Origin of the sequence: Streptomyces sp. NBC_00083, from assembly GCF_026343295.1 — a bacterium.
Lineage (GTDB): Bacteria > Actinomycetota > Actinomycetes > Streptomycetales > Streptomycetaceae > Streptomyces.
The window spans coordinates 37,808-54,904 of sequence record NZ_JAPELY010000002.1 but is presented as its reverse complement, the minus strand read 5'-3'; the positions used below and the strand labels follow the sequence as shown (position 1 = coordinate 54,904).

15 protein-coding genes are annotated in these 17,097 nt (G+C 72.1%); 9 read left to right on the top strand and 6 right to left on the bottom strand.

Annotated features, from left to right (window positions below):
* Positions 1-273: 273 nt before the first annotated feature.
* Positions 274-1,113 (top strand): NAD(P)H-binding protein, encoded by an 840-nt coding sequence (locus OOJ98_RS16670; protein WP_267055704.1) that lies wholly within the window; start codon positions 274-276, stop codon positions 1,111-1,113.
* 76 nt (positions 1,114-1,189) lie between these two features.
* On the top strand, positions 1,190-1,981 hold the full coding sequence (locus OOJ98_RS16665) for a Mut7-C RNAse domain-containing protein (RefSeq protein ID WP_267055703.1): 792 nt from the start codon (positions 1,190-1,192) through the stop codon (positions 1,979-1,981).
* Positions 1,982-2,089: 108 nt separating this feature from the next.
* Here the strand turns inward: OOJ98_RS16665 and OOJ98_RS16660 are convergent, their stop codons facing one another.
* Together OOJ98_RS16660 and OOJ98_RS16655 are read right to left on the bottom strand one after the other, a co-directional pair.
* A complete protein-coding gene (locus tag OOJ98_RS16660; RefSeq protein ID WP_267055702.1) occupies positions 2,090-2,593 on the bottom strand; it encodes a MarR family winged helix-turn-helix transcriptional regulator in 504 nt (167 codons plus the stop codon).
* A gap of 54 nt (positions 2,594-2,647) precedes the next feature.
* The gene (locus tag OOJ98_RS16655; RefSeq protein WP_267055701.1) at positions 2,648-3,229 is read right to left on the bottom strand and encodes a TetR family transcriptional regulator; all 582 of its coding nucleotides are present in this window, start codon (positions 3,227-3,229) and stop codon (positions 2,648-2,650) included.
* 288 nt (positions 3,230-3,517) lie between these two features.
* Here OOJ98_RS16655 and OOJ98_RS16650 point away from each other — a divergent pair, with 288 nt between their 5' ends.
* On the top strand, positions 3,518-5,005 hold the full coding sequence (locus tag OOJ98_RS16650; protein ID WP_267055700.1) for an FAD-dependent monooxygenase: 1,488 nt from the start codon (positions 3,518-3,520) through the stop codon (positions 5,003-5,005).
* A 38-nt stretch (positions 5,006-5,043) separates the two neighbouring features.
* On the opposite strand, the gene OOJ98_RS16645 is transcribed toward OOJ98_RS16650, so the two are convergent.
* A complete protein-coding gene (locus OOJ98_RS16645; protein WP_267055699.1) occupies positions 5,044-5,703 on the bottom strand; it encodes a hypothetical protein in 660 nt (219 codons plus the stop codon).
* Between the two features lie 169 nt (positions 5,704-5,872).
* Between OOJ98_RS16645 and OOJ98_RS16640 the strand changes: the two genes are divergently transcribed.
* Positions 5,873-6,208 carry a YnfA family protein gene (locus OOJ98_RS16640; RefSeq protein ID WP_267055698.1) on the top strand — a complete coding sequence of 112 codons (336 nt, stop codon included), beginning with the start codon at positions 5,873-5,875 and terminating at the stop codon, positions 6,206-6,208.
* A 453-nt stretch (positions 6,209-6,661) separates the two neighbouring features.
* Positions 6,662-7,426, top strand: a complete 765-nt coding sequence (locus OOJ98_RS16635; protein ID WP_267055697.1) for an SDR family NAD(P)-dependent oxidoreductase — start codon at positions 6,662-6,664, stop codon at positions 7,424-7,426.
* Positions 7,427-7,484: 58 nt separating this feature from the next.
* On the opposite strand, the gene OOJ98_RS16630 is transcribed toward OOJ98_RS16635, so the two are convergent.
* Positions 7,485-8,312 (bottom strand): helix-turn-helix domain-containing protein, encoded by an 828-nt coding sequence (locus OOJ98_RS16630; protein ID WP_267055696.1) that lies wholly within the window; start codon positions 8,310-8,312, stop codon positions 7,485-7,487.
* 411 nt (positions 8,313-8,723) lie between these two features.
* Positions 8,724-9,917 carry an RtcB family protein gene (locus tag OOJ98_RS16625; RefSeq protein WP_267055695.1) on the bottom strand — a complete coding sequence of 398 codons (1,194 nt, stop codon included), beginning with the start codon at positions 9,915-9,917 and terminating at the stop codon, positions 8,724-8,726.
* Positions 9,918-10,188: 271 nt separating this feature from the next.
* Between OOJ98_RS16625 and OOJ98_RS16620 the strand changes: the two genes are divergently transcribed.
* The 3 genes from OOJ98_RS16620 to OOJ98_RS16610 all read left to right on the top strand — a co-directional run bounded on the left by OOJ98_RS16620 (position 10,189) and on the right by OOJ98_RS16610 (position 13,333).
* On the top strand, positions 10,189-11,082 hold the full coding sequence (locus tag OOJ98_RS16620) for a DUF3558 domain-containing protein (RefSeq protein WP_267055694.1): 894 nt from the start codon (positions 10,189-10,191) through the stop codon (positions 11,080-11,082).
* Positions 11,083-11,114: 32 nt separating this feature from the next.
* Positions 11,115-11,888, top strand: coding sequence for a DUF3558 domain-containing protein (locus OOJ98_RS16615; RefSeq protein WP_267055693.1), 774 nt, complete (start codon positions 11,115-11,117; stop codon positions 11,886-11,888).
* Between the two features lie 104 nt (positions 11,889-11,992).
* Positions 11,993-13,333 (top strand): DUF2637 domain-containing protein, encoded by a 1,341-nt coding sequence (locus tag OOJ98_RS16610; protein ID WP_267055692.1) that lies wholly within the window; start codon positions 11,993-11,995, stop codon positions 13,331-13,333.
* 93 nt (positions 13,334-13,426) lie between these two features.
* On the opposite strand, the gene lysS is transcribed toward OOJ98_RS16610, so the two are convergent.
* Positions 13,427-15,220, bottom strand: a complete 1,794-nt coding sequence (gene lysS / locus OOJ98_RS16605; RefSeq protein ID WP_267055691.1) for a lysine--tRNA ligase — start codon at positions 15,218-15,220, stop codon at positions 13,427-13,429.
* Positions 15,221-15,335: 115 nt separating this feature from the next.
* Here lysS and argS point away from each other — a divergent pair, with 115 nt between their 5' ends.
* Complete coding sequence (gene argS / locus OOJ98_RS16600; protein WP_267055690.1) at positions 15,336-17,093, top strand: arginine--tRNA ligase; 1,758 nt, start codon at positions 15,336-15,338, stop codon at positions 17,091-17,093.
* Positions 17,094-17,097: the final 4 nt, after the last annotated feature.

Below are 17,097 nucleotides of genomic sequence, written 5' to 3'. Positions count from 1 at the left end.
GGAGGCGCCCCTTCCCGGAGGCGCCCCTTCCCGGAGGCGCCCCTGCGCGAGAGCCTCCCTGCGCGAGAGCCTCCCGGTATGCGCGCTCCCGTATGCGCGCTCCGAGCGGCGGTGTCGATACGCGCTTGACGGTCCTGGCTTTGCCGAGGATATTTACCTGCGTCACGCAGATTCCGCACAGCGCAGCTTAGTGGGTGGCCTTGCGGCCTGCCTGCCGCACCACGGAGACTCCCCGCACCTCCCAACTCCCCTGATCCGAAAGGTATTTCCACCATGACGGTCCTGATCACCGGCAGCCGCGGCAAGGTCGCCACCACCCTCATTCCGCTCCTGCGCGAGCAGGGCATCACCGTGCGGGCCGCCTCCGCGAGCCCTGACAAGCTGGTCGTTCCGGACGGCGTGGAGCGCGTCGTGTGCGACCTCGACGACCCGGCGACGTTCCCGGCCGCCCTGACCGGTGTCGAGTCGGTCTTCCTCTACGCCAACCCCCAGCACATCGAGGCGTTCCTCGCCGAGGCGAAGGCGGCCGGCGTCCAGCACATCGTGCTGCTCTCCTCCAGCTCCGTCCTGGAGCCCGGCGCCGACACCAACGCCATCGCGGCGATGCACAGCGCGGTCGAGCGCGGGCTCGAACGGTCCGGCATCCAGTCGACGTTCCTGCGGCCCGGCGGGTTCGCGGGCAACGCGCTCGGCTGGTCCTGGGCCGCGAAGTCCACCGGCACCGTGGACCTGCCGTACCCCGAGACCCAGGCAAGCCCCATCCACGAGGCTGACATCGCCGAGGCCGCCCTCGCCGTCCTGACCCGTCCCGAACTGCGCGGCCAGGCCTACCACCTCACCGGTCCGGCCTCGCTCACCGCGGCCGAGCAGGTCGCGGCCGTCGCCGAGGCCGCCGGGCGCCCGCTCACCGTCACTCCCGTGAGTGCCGAGGCGTGGAAGCAGTCGATGGCCGAGTTCATGCCCGCCGGCGTCGCGGACGCGCTGCTCGACTACTTCGCGTCCCACGAGGGCCACGCCGACGCCGTCACCCAGGACGTCGAGCAGCTCACCGGTCACCCGGCCCGCACCTTCGAGTCCTGGGCCCGCGAGAACGCGGACGCGTTCCGGCCCTGAGCGACAGGGCGCCTGCGCTGGGGCGCGTGCCACGAAATCCCTGGCCGGAGCGGCGCCGCGATGCGATCCTGGCGGCGTGAACGGACCGGAGATCCAGATCGCTTTCGCCCCTGAACTGCACGTCTTCGTGCCGGCGAAGCGCCGCGAGGGGCGCAGCGCCGTCGTCACGGACGGCGTGTCCAGCCTCGGCCATGTCGTCGAGTCGCTGGGCGTGCCGCTCACCGAGGCCGGCCGGCTGCTCGCCGACGGCCGCGAAGTCCCGTTCTCGCACGTCCCGGTGGCGGGCGAGGCCGTCGAGGTGCGCCCCGTCGAACGGCCACAGGCGGTGCCGGGCGCTCCGCTGCGGTTCCTGCTGGATGTCCATCTCGGCACGCTGGCACGGCGGTTGAGGCTGCTCGGCGTCGACGCGGCGTACGAGAGCGAGGACATCGGCGACCCGGCGCTGGCCGCGCTCTCCGCGCGGGAGCGGCGCGTCATGCTCTCGCGCGACCGGGGGCTGCTGCACCGCAGGGAGCTGTGGGCGGGGGCGTACGTCTACAGCCATCGCACCGATGAGCAACTCCGGGACGTACTGGGCCGTTTCGCGCCCGCGCTCGCGCCCTGGACGCGCTGTACCGCCTGCAACGCGCTGCTGCGCGCGGCCGACAAGGAGTCGGTGGGGGACCGTCTGGAGGCCGGTACCCGCAGCGCGTACGAGGTCTTCGCGGAGTGCGGGTCGTGCGAGCGGGTGTACTGGCGCGGGGCGCACCACGCGAGCCTTGAGGCGATTGTGGACGGGGCGGTTCGTGAGTTCGGGGAGGTGGGGGTTCGCGTGGCGGGTGGCCCGGCGGGGGGCCATGCGGGCGGCGCGGCGGGTGACGAAGCCTGAGCTTGCCCTCGGCCCGCGCAGTTCCCCGCGCCCCTGGGTGGGTTGACCTTGGTGGCGTGAGCAGGACTGGTGGCATGAGTATCAGCTGGGCGGAGCCCGGTCGATCCGTCAGAGGAGGCCGCTTCTGAGGCGTTCGGACTGGGTGGTGCTGAGGGTGATCGTGCGGCGCATGTGCGTGGTGATGAGCTCGATCTCGTCGTCTCCGTACGCCTCGAACATCTCCCACCAGGCTCCGTTGAGCCGGCCCCACACCGCGCCGAGCTCCGCCATCCGTTCGGGCACGACCGCGACCAGCACCTTGCGGCGGTCCTCGGTGTCGCGGCGGCGCGTCACGTATCCGGACTTCTCCAGGCGGTCGACGAGCCGGGTCGCGGACCCCGTGGTGAGCCCGGTCAGCTCGGCGATCCGCCCGGTGGTGACGGGCCCGGGTTCGAGGCCCAGCAGGTTGAGGCACTGCAGGTCCGTGGGGTGCAGGCCCAGGTGGTCGGCGAGCGCCTGGTTGAAGAGCGCGTACGAGGCCATGTAGCGACGGGCCACCGCGCCCAGGTCACGCATCAGATCGTTCCGCGGGCCGCGCCCATCGACCCGCTCGGCGCTCTTCTTCTGTGCCATGCAGAGAGTGTACGGCGCAGGGGTTCTGCCCGAGAGGGGACGCGTCCCGGCCGCTCAGGGACGCTCGGCCGTCAAGTAGCGCTGGACCGTGGGGCCGAGCCACGCGATGACGTCCTCGCGGGTCATCGCGGCCGTCGGCGGGAAGCGCAGCACATAGCGGGTCACGGCCATGCCCAGGATCTGCGCGGAGACCAGGGCGGCCCGGCGCGGGGCGTCGTCCGGGTCGGGGCAGACGGCGGCGGCGAGCGGCACCATCTGCTCGGAGAAGATCGACCGCACCCGCTCGGCGCCGGCCGCGTTGGTGACGCCGACCCGGAACAGGGCGGTCAGCACGTCGTCGTCCTCCCAGCGGTCGAAGAAGTGGGCGACGAGCGCCGCGCCGAGCCCCTCGGCGGGCAGTGTGCCGGGGTCGGGAAAGCCCAGCTGGATGTCGCAGGCGGCCGCGAACAGGCCCGCCTTGTTGCCGTAGTACCGCATCACCATCGACGGGTCGATCCCCGCGTCCCGGGCGATGGCCCGGATCGTCGCGCGTTCGTAGCCGTCGGCCGCGAAGCGCTCACGGGCGGCTTCGATGATCGCGGCCTTGGTGGCTCCGGAGGTGCGGCGGGGGCCTCCGGCGGCGGCTTCGGTCGTCATGCCAACAAATGTAGGCCAACGCTTGTTGACACGCCAGTTTCCGCGGTTCTACATTGGCCAACAAGCGTTGGCCTACGGGTGTTGGCCCACGCTCGTTGACGCGCACGGCCGTCAACCCCCACCCGTTGACCCGCGCAACCGTTGACCCCCACCCGTTGACCCGCGCAACCGTCGACCCGTAGAGACCCATAACCGTCGACCCGCAGAGGTGACCGACGACCGGCACCGACGACGTCCGTGCCCGTCGACATCGGCGGCCCCTTACCGGCCGGCATCCAGGAGGCAGTCATGAACGGCTCCACCCCCACCCCCGACTCCGCGTTAACCAGCGACGTCCTCGTCGTCGGCTCCGGGCCGACCGGGCTGCTCCTCGCGGGCGACCTGGCCGCCGCGGGCGCGAGCGTCACTGTCGTCGAGCGCAGGCCGCACGGGATCAGCAACATGACGCGCGCCTTCGGCGTCCACGCGCGCACCCTGGAAATGCTCGACGCCCGGGGCCTGGCCGAGGAACTGATCAAGACCGGCACCACCGTCAGCCGCATGGACATGTTCGGCCACGTCACCGTCGACCTGACGCGGCTGCGCTCCCGCTTCCCGTTCCTGCTGATCTCCCCGCAGTACGAGACGGAGCGCCTCCTGGAGCGGCGCGCGGTGGCCGAGGGCGTCCAATTCCATTACGGGACAGAGCTGTTGGGCCTGCGGCAGGACAGCGACGGCGTCACCGCCCAGCTCCGCGAGACCGACGGCGAGCGCCTCCTCACCGCCCGCTCCCGCTATCTCGTCGGCACCGACGGCGCGCGCAGCGGGGTCCGCGGGGCGCTCGGGGTGCCGTTCCCCGGCGCGGCCGTGATCCGCTCGATCGTGCTGGCGGACGTGCGGCTCGACACGGAGCCGGACGTGATGCTCACCCTCACGGGCTCCGGCGACTCGTTCGCCGTCATCGCCCCGTTCGGCGACGGCTACTTCCGGGTCATGGGATGGAACCGCAACCACCAGGTCCCCGACACCGCCCCCGTCGACCTCGACGAGCTGCGCCTCATCACCCGCGAGGCACTCGGCGTCGACCTCGGGCTGCACGACCCCCGCTGGATCTCCCGCTTCCACAGCGACGAACGCCAGGCGCCGTCCTACCGGGTCGGCCGGGCCTTCCTCGCCGGAGACGCCGCCCACGTCCACTCCCCCGCCGGCGGCCAGGGCATGAACACCGGCCTCCAGGACGCCGCGAACCTCTCCTGGAAGCTCGCCGCCGCGCTGCGCGGCCGGGCCGCCGACCCCGAGGCGCTGCTCGACAGTTACCAGGCGGAACGCCACCCGGTCGGCGCGTCGGTGCTGCGCAGCAGCGGGGCCCTGGTGCGGCTCGCCATGGCCCGCACGCCGCTCCAGCGCGCGGCTCGTTCACTGGTCACCCGCACCCTCACATCCGTACGCCCGGCCGCCGACAAGGCGCTCGGGATGATCAGCGGCGTGGGCATCTCCTACGGGGCGGAACGCGGAGCGCATCCGCTCACGGGCAAGCGCGCCCCCGACCTCGACCTCGCGGACGGCCGCCTCTACGAGGCGCTGCGGCGGGGGGAGTTCGTCCTCGTGACACCGCGGGGCGTCCCGGACACCGCGTCCGAGGGCGTGGTGTCCGCGCGGTGGCGGAGCGGGCGCGGCAGCATGCTGCTCGTGCGGCCCGACGGATACGTGGCCTGGGCGAGCGACCGCCCGGACCCGACCGGGCTGCACGCGGCGCTCGACCGCTGGACGGGGCGGGCGCGGGCGGTCGCCTCGTAGGGGCGGGGGTGACGGTCGAGGTCGGGGCGCCCAGCGGTTCAGAACGTGTACGCGTCGCCCGTGGCGAGGGCCACCACCCGGTGGGTGTTGTTCGCCAGGTTGCGGTCGCTGATGCCGCCGTTCCAGACGGTGTCGATGTCGACGCCCACCTCGTTCGGGGTGCCCACGGTCGCCACGTCCAGGGCGAGCTGGGCACCGCTGCCCGCGGCCCGCATCGCGCCGGTGCCGCAGTGCACCACGGCGGGGCCGGTACGCAGACAGCTCGGCGGCAGGGTGGCGTCGCGGTCGAGCGGCACCGAGAAGCGCAGCCGCACGGTTGCTCCGGCGAGCGGGGCGGGGCCGTGGTTGGCGGTGGTGAGCCAGAGGCCGACGCGGCCGTTCCACAGCGAGACGTGGCCGTGGTACGAGACGTCCGCCTCGACTCCGGCGTCGGCGGCGCCCGCCACGGGGCCCGAACCCGCCGTCGTGGCGCCGCCGTCGTCGTCGCCGGGGCCGGTCGCCCCGCTCGGCGTGCCGGTGGCGATCAGCGTCGCCGCGGCCAGGACGGCGACGGCGATCGTCGCCAGGGTGCCGCGCGTCCGGGTGGGGCGGGTGCTTGCGCGGCGGGTGCTTGCGGGTCGGGCGGCGCCGCCCGGCTCAACCGGCTTGCGCGACGGACCCGGCCCGAACGCCCGGCCCGATCCGTTCAATCTGTTCATCACACGAACGACCATGAGCGAAAGGTACCGTTCGTCCCTTATTTCGCCGGAACGCCACCCCGAGCGCTTCCGATAGCGCCCGAGCCCTCCCGATCGCCCCGCCGGCTCGCGCTCGCTGCCCGGACGCCGCTTCGTCGGGTGCGCGGCCGGCCGTGCCACCCTGACTCCCATGCTCATCGCCCGCTCCGCGCTCCTGTTCGTCCTGGCCGCCCTGTTCGAGATCGGCGGGGCCTGGTTGGTGTGGCAGGGCGTGCGGGAGCACCGGGGCTGGATCTGGATCGGCGCCGGTGTGCTCGCGCTCGGCGTCTACGGCTTCGTGGCGACGCTGCAGCCGGATGCCGAGTTCGGCCGGATCCTTGCCGCGTACGGGGGTGTTTTTGTGGCGGGCTCGATTGCTTGGGGCGTGGTGGCGGACGGCTATCGTCCGGATCGCTGGGACGTCGTGGGCGCGGGGGTCTGTCTGGCCGGGATGGCCGTGATCATGTACGCCCCCCGCGGCCGCTGACCGAGCCCAGCCCGTCCAACCGCTCGCCCCCGGGCCGCCTCAGCCTGTCCGGCGTTTGAGGACGAGCGCCCTCAAGGCGCGAACGGGGCCTGGGGCGGAGCCCCAGAAACCCCGCCTCTGTCTGCGGACCGTGCCCGCGACTCGCGCAGTTCCCCGCGCCCCTGGGTGGGTCGACCTTGGCAGCACGACATCCCGAGCACCCCGCCCGGCTGCTCGACTCCGGCCCGCGGGGCCCCCTTCAGCCCGTCCGGCTGGTCGGCCCCGGCCCATCCGGGCCACCTCAGCCCGTCCGGCGATTGAGGACGAGCGCCCTCAAGGCGCGAACGGGGCCTGGGGCGGAGCCCCAGGCAACCCCGCCTTCGCCTGCAGACCGTGCCCGCGCCCCTGGCGGCGTGGGCGGCATCGGCCCACCTATCCTGGCGGCGTACTCACCACACGCGCGAGGAGCACGACATGACTGCCGCCGGGACCCCGATCGCCGTCGTCACCGGAGCGAGCAGCGGGATCGGTGCCGCCACCGCCCGCGGGCTCGCCGCCGCCGGCTACCGCGTGGTGCTGACCGCCCGCCGCAAGGACCGCATCGAGGCGCTCGCGGCCGAGATCACCGAGGCGGGCCACCAGGCGACGGCGTACCCCCTCGACGTGACGGACCGTGCCGCCGTCGACGAGTTCGCCACCGCCTTCCGCACCATCGGCGTGCTCGTCAACAACGCGGGCGGCGCGCTGGGAGCGGACCCGATCGCCACCGGCGACCCCGACGACTGGCGGCAGATGTACGAGACCAACGTCATCGGCTCGCTCAACGTCACCCAGGCCCTGCTGCCCGCGCTCGAAGCGTCCGGCGACGGCACGGTCGTCATCCTGTCCTCCACCGCCGGCCACGCCACCTACGAGGGCGGCGGCGGTTACGTGGCCGCGAAGAACGGCGCGCGCGTGCTCGCCGAGACGCTCCGCCTGGAAATCGTCGGCCGCCCGGTGCGGGTCATCGAGATCGCGCCCGGCATGGTGAAGACCGACGAGTTCGCCACCACCCGCTTCCGCGGCGACACCGAGAAGGCCGCCAAGGTGTACGCGGGCGTGGCCGAGCCGCTCAGCGCCGAGGACGTGGCCGACACCATCACCTGGGCGGTGACCCGGCCCAGCCACGTCAACATCGACCTGCTGGTGGTCCGCCCCCGCGCCCAGGCCTCCAACACCAAGGTCCACCGCGACCTGTAGCCACCCCGGGCCGGGCCGGTCCCGGCCACCCGCGAAGCCCCCGGCCGGTCTCCGCCCCCTACCGCCCCTTCGCCCGCAGCACCGGTGTCCTCGCGTGGCGGCGCTCCTCGCCGGGGTGGAAGACCAGGATGATCAGACGGGCGCCCGGCGCGGACATCGGCTGGGCGGCGCACACCGTTGCCCAGCCCGGCCCCTGAACCGCGTGGTGCAGGGGCCGTTCGTCCCCGTCGAGGTGCAGCGACGCGCCCGCCGAGTGGTAGATCGGGGCGGCGAGCGGGTCGGCGAGGACGTCCTGCTCGATCCCCGCGAGCGTCCGGTCGGCGGGGTCGGCGGCGAGCGCGGCCCGCAACTGGGGCAGGACCAGCGGCGCCCAGGCGTGCTCCCAGTCGGTGAGGATCTCCCGGGCGGCGGGGTCGAGCGCCATCCACCGCATGACGTTGCCCGGCACCCTGCGGCCCGGGAACATCTGCGCCCAGCGGTCGTTGTGGGTCAGCAGGTTCCACGAGCGGTCGTTGACGTACGCCATGTGTCCGATGGCGTCGACCGCCTCCTGCCACACACCGGGGATCTCCGCACCGGACCGCGCGTTGAGGGGGAACGGCGGGTCCTGGCCGAGGCAGTACCGCCAAAGGGCCGTCCACTCCTGCTCGTCCATGCCGAGCAGCCGGGCCACGTCCTGCAACAGGTCCGCGGGCGGGTTCGGGTAGCGGCCCGACTCCAGGCGGCCGTACGTGTCGGGGGCCCGGTGCAGGAGCTGGTCGATCTGCGCCTGCGACAGGCCGGGCGCGCGCCGCCCCTGCCGGGTGGGTCTGCTCAGGCCGTGGCTCTCGGGCTGGATCAGCGCGCGACGCTCGCGCAGCAGCGAGCGCAGGGCGGACTTGTCCATCGGTGGTTCTCCCCCGGGGTGACGCGCGGCCGTCGACTTCACCGTCGGCGGCCGCGATCGGGAACAGCCACCTCCGGCTTTCGGCCACGACTCTGCCATCGCCTCCGGGCGGAGCGCTCGGCGGGCATCGGGCCGGATCTTTTCCCCTGCCGGTTTTCGGCGGATAAATCGTCAGCGGAAAACCGGGGCCGCTTCCCGCATCCTGGGGCCGGTGCCGCCCGGGGTGAACCGGCCCCCTTCCCCGGTCTCCCCCGGTCGCGTCCTCGCGGCAAGGGCGGTGCCCGGCCGCCGGGCACGGTCGTGCGCGCTTTCCCGGCATGCGGGCCGGGAACAGGCGGCGGCCGGGGGTTCACACCCCCGGCCCGGCCGCCGGCCCCGGCCCTGACACCCCCGCCGGCCCCCGCGCCCCCCTCACCCCTTGACGCAGATCACCTGCTTCAGCTTCGCCACGACCTCGACCAGGTCGCGCTGCTGGTCCATGACCCTCTCGATCGGCTTGTACGCGCCCGGGATCTCGTCCACCACGCCGGCGTCCTTGCGGCACTCCACGCCCCGCGTCTGTTCGGCCAGGTCGCGCGTGGTGAACGCCCGCTTCGCCGCGCTCCGGCTCATCCGCCGGCCCGCGCCGTGCGAGGCCGAGTTGAAGGACGCCTCGTTGCCGAGGCCCTTCACGATGTACGAGCCCGTGCCCATGGAACCCGGGATGATCCCGAACTCCCCCGAGCCCGCCCGGATCGCCCCCTTGCGGGTGACCAGCAGGTCCATGCCGTCGTACCGCTCCTCCGCCACGTAGTTGTGGTGGCAGGAGATGACGTCGTCGAAGGCGACCCGGGCCTTCTTGAACTCCTTGCGCACGACGTCCTGGAAGAGCGCCATCATGATCGCCCGGTTGTACTTGGCGTATTCCTGCGCCCAGAACAGGTCGTTGCGGTACGCCGCCATCTGCGGGGTGTCCGCGACGAAGACGGCGAGGTCGCGGTCGACCAGGCCCTGGTTGTGCGGCAGTCCGCGGGCCTCGCCGATGTGGAAGTCGGCGAGCTCCTTGCCGATGTTGCGCGACCCGGAGTGCAGCATCAGCCAGACCGCGCCCGACTCGTCCAGGCAGAACTCCACGAAGTGGTTGCCGGAGCCGAGCGTGCCCATCTGCTGCGCGGCGCGCTCCGCACGGAACTTGACCGCGTCGGCGATCCCCCCGAACCGCTCCCAGAACCCGTCCCACCCCGCCATCGGGAAGCCGTGCAGCCGGCCCGGGTCCACCGGCGACTTGTGCAGGCCGCGCCCCACCGGGATGGCCTGCTCGATCTTGGAGCGGAGCCGGGAGAGGTCGCCCGGCAGGTCGTTGGCGGTCAGCGAGGTCTTGACCGCGGACATGCCGCAGCCGATGTCGACGCCGACCGCGGCAGGGCACACCGCACCGTGCATGGCGATGACCGAGCCCACCGTGGCGCCCTTGCCGTAGTGGACGTCGGGCATCACCGCGAGCCCCTTGATCCACGGCAGGGTGGCGACGTTGTGCAGCTGCTGCATCGCGCCGTCGTCGATGGACGCCGGGTCGGTCCACATCCTGATGGACACCCGAGCACCGGGCATCTCCGTGTACGACATAATTCTTCGATCCCCCGTGAGTGAAAACCTGTAAGCGATGACCTGTGAGCGATGACCCGCAAGCCACACCCCGTACGCGAGAACCGCAGGCGGAAAACGGCACCAAGGTCCTGAAAGGCACGTAAGGCAAAAACCGACGCCCAGGCCCACAACCAGGACAGTGGACCGGCGTTCACAGGTGCACGTGCGATACACATTGTGTCCGGCCACCGCCCCGCGGCGGCAACCGGTTTTCCCTCACCGTCGTCCCGCTGGAAGGAGCCTTCGAACCGTGCAGCGAAAGGCGTACGTGCCTGGTCTCGCACTTCTGGTGGCGCTCGCCTCCGGCTGTTCCGCGGCCTCCGGATCCGACGGATCGAGCACCGACTCCAAGGGTGGCGTGACCAAGTCCGCCCCCGCGCCGGCCGGCAAGTACCGCACCCTGCCCGAGCCCTGCCACGCGGTGAGCCGCAGTGCGCTGAAAGACATGCTGCCGGGCGCGGCCGGCCTCGCCGACGCCGACGCCACGAAGGAGTACGCGGGCTCCGCCGACCTGACCTACGACACCGACCGCAGGGTCGGCTGCCGCTGGAAGGACGAGACGGCCGACGGTGTGCGAAGGCTCACGGTCGACTTCGAGCGGGTGGTGTCGTACGACCCCACCGTCAGCGACGACGACCAGACGCAGGAGCTGTACGCGAAGAAGGAGGCGGCGGCCAACCTGCCCGCTCCGCGCAGCTCCGCGCCCGCGGCATCCCCGACCCCGTCCGGATCGCCCGCATCGCCCGCCTCACCTGCGTCGAAGGCGGCCGGCGGCTCCGGCTCCCCCGTCCTGGCCCCCGGCCGTGCGGTCTCCCCGAGCGGCACGGCGTCGCCCGGCGGCACCCCCTCCGCCGGCGGATCCGGCACACCGGGCGGCACCGACCCGGACGGCCTCCAGCCGCGCCGGCTCAGCGGGCTCGGCGACGCCGCGTTCATCGACGACGTGGCCTCCCCGGCCGGCACCGGCGGCGGCGCGGGCGCCGGACAACGTACCGTCACAGTGGTCTTCCGTACGTCCAACGTCATCGTGACCATCGAGTACACCGCCCAGGCCATGGCATCCGCCGAGGTCCCCGACAGCAAGGAGCTGCAGGAGCAGGCCCAGGCCATGGCCGGCAAGCTCGTCGAGCAGTTCAACGAATAGCGCGCCAGCGCGAAGAACGAAGCGAAGGAATCATGCACCGATCAGCCCCGGCCACCTCCGAAAAGGCGCACGCCCCGGCCCCGCGCATCCGGCTCGCCCGTGTCCTCGCCTGTGCCGCCGTCCCTGTGATGCTCGTCGCAGTGGGCTGTTCCTCCGACTCGGGCGGCGACAAGAAGGCGTCGGGCTCCTCGTCGTCCTCCTCCTCGTCCGCGTCCGGCGGCAAGCAGTCCAGTGCCTCGCCCTCCCTCGCGCCGGCGAAGCTCACCAAGCTGCCCGAGGCGTGCCCGTCGATCAGCGCGAAGGCGATCGACGAGTACGTGCCGAAGGCGAAGGCCAAGGCCGGCGTGGTCGGCAAGACCTCGGACCCGCAGTCCCAGGCGAGCTGCACCTGGAACGGCCTGGACGACAAGGGCGTCGACGGCTCGCAGTACCGCTGGCTCGACATCGACTTCAAGCGCTACGACTCCACGCCGGGCCTCGGCAGCGGCGACGCGCTGGCGCAGAAGCAGTTCGACCGCGCGGTCTCGGCGGCGCAGTCCACGAGTGACGCGCAGAACGTGAAGTCCGCCCCGACCTCCGGTCTCGGCGACCAGGCCACGACGATCACGTTCGACCTGAAGAAGGACGACGCCACCTTCCGTTACGCCGTCGTGGTGGCGCGCACCGCCAACGCCGTGGTCGCCATCGACTACAACGGCACCGGCTACCAGGGCGCCGACGCGCCCGACAACGACAACGTGCAGGGCGCCGCGACCGCCCTCGCCAAGGAGGCGGTCGCGGCGGTGACCGCCGCCAACAACAAGTAGCGCTCGCGCAACCGTACGGAGTCCGGCCCTCCCCTGTGGGCCGGACTCCGTACGTATGTGCCAGGCTGTGCCCGCCAGTTGCTTGACAAGGGGAGGGGACGCGGGTGGCCGCGACTCAGCTGACACGGACGCACCGCATCCTGATCGGAGTGGTGGTCGCCGGTGCCGTGGTGATCGCCGGGATCGGTTTCGCGGGTTCGTACGCCGCGGTCCGCGAACTCGCGCTGCAGAAGGGCTTCGGCAACTTCTCCTACGTCTTCCCGATCGGCGTCGACGCGGGCATCTGTGTGCTGCTCGCCCTCGACCTGCTGCTGACCTGGATGCGGATCCCGTTCCCGCTGCTCCGCCAGACGGCCTGGCTGCTCACGGCCGCCACGATCGCCTTCAACGGCGCCGCGGCCTGGCCGGACCCGCTGGGCGTGGGCATGCACGCGGTCATCCCGGTCCTGTTCGTGGTCTCCGTCGAGGCGGCACGGCACGCGGTGGGCCGGATCGCGGACATCACCGCCGACAAGCACATGGAGGGCGTCCGGCTCACCCGCTGGCTGCTCTCGCCGATCCCCACGTTCCGGCTGTGGCGCCGGATGAAGCTGTGGGAGCTGCGCAGCTACGAGCAGGTCATCAAGCTCGAACAGGACCGACTCGTCTACCGGGCCCGCCTCCAGGCGGTCTACGGCCGGGCCTGGCGCCGCAAGGCGCCCATCGAGTCGCTGATGCCGCTGCGGCTCGCGAAGTTCGGCGTGCCGCTCGCCGAGACCGCCCCGGCGGGTCTCGCCGCGGCCGGCATGGACCCGGTGCTGCTGCCGCCGGCGCCGGAGCCCCCGCGCCCCGAGCCGCAGCCGGAGCTGCCGCCCGCCCACGCGCAGACCCCGCCCGAGGAGCCCCCGCGCCGGGCACAGACCGAGGCGCAGGCGCAGGCACAGGCGCAGGACCCGTGGCCCGAGCAGGAGCCGGGCTACATCGAGCCGGAGCACCCGACCACGCACGAGAGCCCGTGGTTCGCCGCCCAGCACGTCACGCCCGAGGAGTACGCGGGCACCTACGACCCGGCCTTCGCCGAGCCCGTCGCCGAGCAGGCTCAGCCGGCGGAGCCGGTGATGGTCCCGTCGGGGCCCAACCGTGAGCGCCCCCTCGGCGTGCCCGCCCCGCGCGCGCAGGGCCCCCGGCCCGCGCCGGAGCAGGAGACCGTCGCCGAGCCGGCCCCGGCTCCGGTCGCGGTCCCGACGGAGGACGAGTTCGCGGCGTTCGCGGAGCTCGCCTACGACGTGTTCCGCCAGCACGTGAACAGCGAGGGCGACTACCCCACCGTCGAGACGCTCGACATAAGGCTCACGGACGAGCACGGCGTCGGCTACCCGGAGAGCGCCACGGTGCTCCGCCAGCTGTACCCGCAGTTCAAGCGCCACTTCGAGGCGACCCGGGACACCGAGGACCACATCGCCTGACGGTACGTCGACCGCCGCACCGCACCGCCCGCCGAGGCGAACGCGCAGGGCCGCCACCCGCACCGGGTGACGGCCCTGCGCTGTGCGTGACGGTCAGACGGCGAGCAGCTTGCGCACCCGGTCGGCGCCCACGGCGAGCAGCAGCGTGGGCAGGCGCGGGCCCGTCTCGCGGCTCACCAGGAGCGTGTAGAGCAGCGCGAAGAACGAGCGCTGCGCGACCTTCAGCTCGGGCGTCGGCTTGGCGTCCGGCTCCAGGCCCGCCATCACCTTCGGCACGCCGTAGACGAGCGTGGTCAGGCCGTCGAGCGACCAGTGCGTATCGAGGCCCTCGACGAGCAGGCGCAGCGATTCGCGGGCCTGGTCGTCGAGCGAGGCGAGCAGCTCGGTGTCGGGCTCCTCGCGGACCAGGGTGCGCTGGTCGGCCGGGACCTGGGTGGTGATCCAGTTCTCGGCGCGGTCCAGGCGCGGGCGCACCTCGTCGAGCGAGGTGACCGGGTTGGCCGGGTCCAGCTCGGTCAGGATGCGCAGGGTCTGGTCCTCGTGGCCGGCCGTCACGTCCACCACCGAGGCGAGCGTGCGGTAGGGCAACGGCCGTGCGGTGCGCGGGAGTTCACCGGCCGCGGTGCGGGCGGCCCGGGAGTGGGCGGCCGCGTCGGCGGGCAGCGCCGAGCCGTCGGCGACCTTCGCCTCCAGCTTGTCCCACTCGTCGTACAGCCGCTGGATCTCCTGGTCGAAGGCGATCTTGAAGGACTGGTTGGGCCTGCGGCGCGCGTACAGCCAGCGCAGGAGCTGCGGCTCCATGATCTTCAGCGCGTCGCCCGGGGTCGGCACGCCGCCCTTGGACGAGGACATCTTGGCCATGCCGCTGATGCCGACGAAGGCGTACATCGGGCCGATCGGCTGGACGCCGTCGAAGATCGACACGATCTGGCCGCCGACCTGGAACGAGGAGCCCGGCGAGGAGTGGTCGACGCCGGAGGGCTCGAAGATCACGCCCTCGTACGCCCAGCGCATCGGCCAGTCGACCTTCCAGACCAGCTTGCCGCGGTTGAACTCGCTGAGCCGCACGGTCTCCGAGAACGCGCACGCGGAGCAGGTGTAGGTCAGCTCCGTGGTGTCGTCGTCGTAGGCCGACACGACCGTGAGGTCCTTGCCGCAGCCGCCGCAGTACGGCTTGTACGGGTAGTAGCCCGTCGAGCCGGTGCCGTCGTCCTCGGCCGCGGCGCCGGAGCCCTCGGCGGCCTCGACCTCGGCCTCGTCGAGCGGCTTCTGCGACTTCTTGCCCGGGGCCTTCTTGGTCCGGTACTGCTCCAGGATCGCGTCGATGTCACCGCGGTGCTTCATCGCGTGCAGCACCTGGTCGCGGTAGACGCCCGAGGTGTACTGCTCGGTCTGGCTGATGCCGTCGTACTCGACGCCCAGCTCGGCGAGGGCCTCGGTCATCGCGGCCTTGAAGTGCTCGGCCCAGTTCGGGTACGCCGAGCCGACCGGCGCGGGGACCGAGGTCAGCGGGCGGCCGATGTGCTCGTTCCACGACTCGTCCACACCGGGGACGCCGTTGGGCACCTTGCGGTAGCGGTCGTAGTCGTCCCACGAGATCAGGTGCCGCACGGTGTAGCCGCGGCGGCGGATCTCGTCGGCGACCAGGTGCGGGGTCATGACCTCGCGCAGGTTGCCCAGGTGGATGGGGCCGGAGGGCGAGAGGCCGGACGCGACGACGACCACCGGGGCTTCGGCGGGAGATTTCGCAGCGCCAGGCGCACGTCGCTCCGACTCGGCGATGACATCGTCCGCGAAACGGGAGACCCAGTCGGTCTCGGTGCTGCTCTGAGCCACGGTCGGCACGTCCTTCTTTCTCGTATGCCTGGGAGGAGCTGGCACGCTCATTCTCCCAGACGGAGCGAGCTCCTCCGGGGTTGCCCGTAACGCAGGAGAAACGGCGGGGGGCCGCGTGGGAGAATCGGAGCACATTCGTCCTCACTCCCGACAGGAACGGCACCTCATGGCCTCGGTCCATTCCCTCGCTTCCACTGTCCAGCAGCGCCTGGCGGACGCCCTCTCGGCTGCCCTGCCGGAGGCCGGCTCCACCGACCCGCTGCTGCGCCGAAGCGACCGGGCCGACTTCCAGGCCAACGGGATCCTCGCCCTCGCGAAGAAGCTGAAGGGCAACCCGCGCGAGCTCGCGACCAAGGTCGTCGAGCAGGTCGACGGCGACCTGATCAAGGAGATCGAGGTCTCGGGCCCCGGCTTCCTCAACATCACGCTCGCCGACCGGGCGATCATCGAGACGCTCGCCGGGCGCGCCGCCGACGACCGGCTCGGCGTGCCCCTGAAGGAGCACCCGGGCGTCACCGTCATCGACTACGCCCAGCCGAACGTCGCCAAGGAGATGCACGTCGGCCACCTGCGGTCGGCGGTCATCGGCGACGCGCTGCGGGCCATGCTCGACTTCACCGGCGAGAAGACGATCGGCCGGCACCACATCGGCGACTGGGGCACCCAGTTCGGCATGCTCATCCAGTACCTGATCGAGAACCCCGGCGAGCTGGCCCCGGCCGACGACGTCGACGGCGAGCAGGCCATGAGCAACCTGAACCGGGTCTACAAGGCCTCGCGCGCCGTCTTCGACTCCGACGAGGAGTTCAAGGAGCGGGCGCGCAAGCGGGTCGTCGCGCTCCAGTCGGGCGACCAGGAGACCCTGGAGCTGTGGCAGCAGTTCGTGGACGAGTCGAAGGTCTACTTCTACTCGGTCTTCGAGAAGCTCGACATGGAGATCCGCGACGACGAGATCGTCGGCGAGTCCGCGTACAACGACCTGATGCCGGAGACGGCCCGCCTCCTGGAGGAGTCCGGGGTCGCGGTGCGCTCCGACGGCGCGCTCGTGGTCTTCTTCGACGAGATCCGGGGCAAGGACGACCAGCCGGTGCCGCTGATCGTGCAGAAGGCCGACGGCGGCTTCGGCTACGCGGCCTCCGACCTCTCCGCGATCCGCAACCGGGTCGGCGAGCTCGACGCGACCTCGCTGATCTACGTCGTGGACGTGCGGCAGTCGCTGCACTTCAAGATGGTCTTCGAGACGGCCCGCCGTGCGGGCTGGCTCGGCGACGACGTCACCGCGCACAACATGGGCTACGGCACGGTGCTGGGCGCGGACGGCAAGCCGTTCAAGACCCGTGAGGGCGAGACGGTCAAGCTGGAGGACCTCCTGGACGAGGCCGCCGAGCGGGCCACCGCCGTCGTGCGCGAGAAGGCCGAGAAGGTGGGCCTGAGCGAGGAGGAGATCGTCGAGAACGGCCGGTACGTCGGCATCGGCGCGGTCAAGTACGCCGATCTCTCCACCTCCGCGAACCGGGACTACAAGTTCGACCTGGACCAGATGGTGTCGCTCAACGGCGACACGTCGGTGTACCTGCAGTACGCGTACGCCCGGATCAAGTCGATCCTGCGCAAGGCCGGGACCACCGCGCCCGCCGCCCACCCGGAGCTCGAACTCGCCCCGGCGGAGCGGGCGATGGCCCTGCACCTGGACGCGTTCGGCGACCTGGTCTACGAGGCCGCCGCCGAGTACGCGCCGCACAAGGTGGCCGCGTACCTGTTCCAGCTGGCGTCGCTGTTCACGACGTTCTACGACCAGTGCCCGGTCCTGAAGGCCGACACCGAGGCGCAGACCGAGAACCGGCTGTTCCTCTCCGAGCTGACAGCACGGACGCTGAACCGCGGCATGGCCCTGCTCGGCATCAGGACGCCCGAGCGCCTCTGACCCC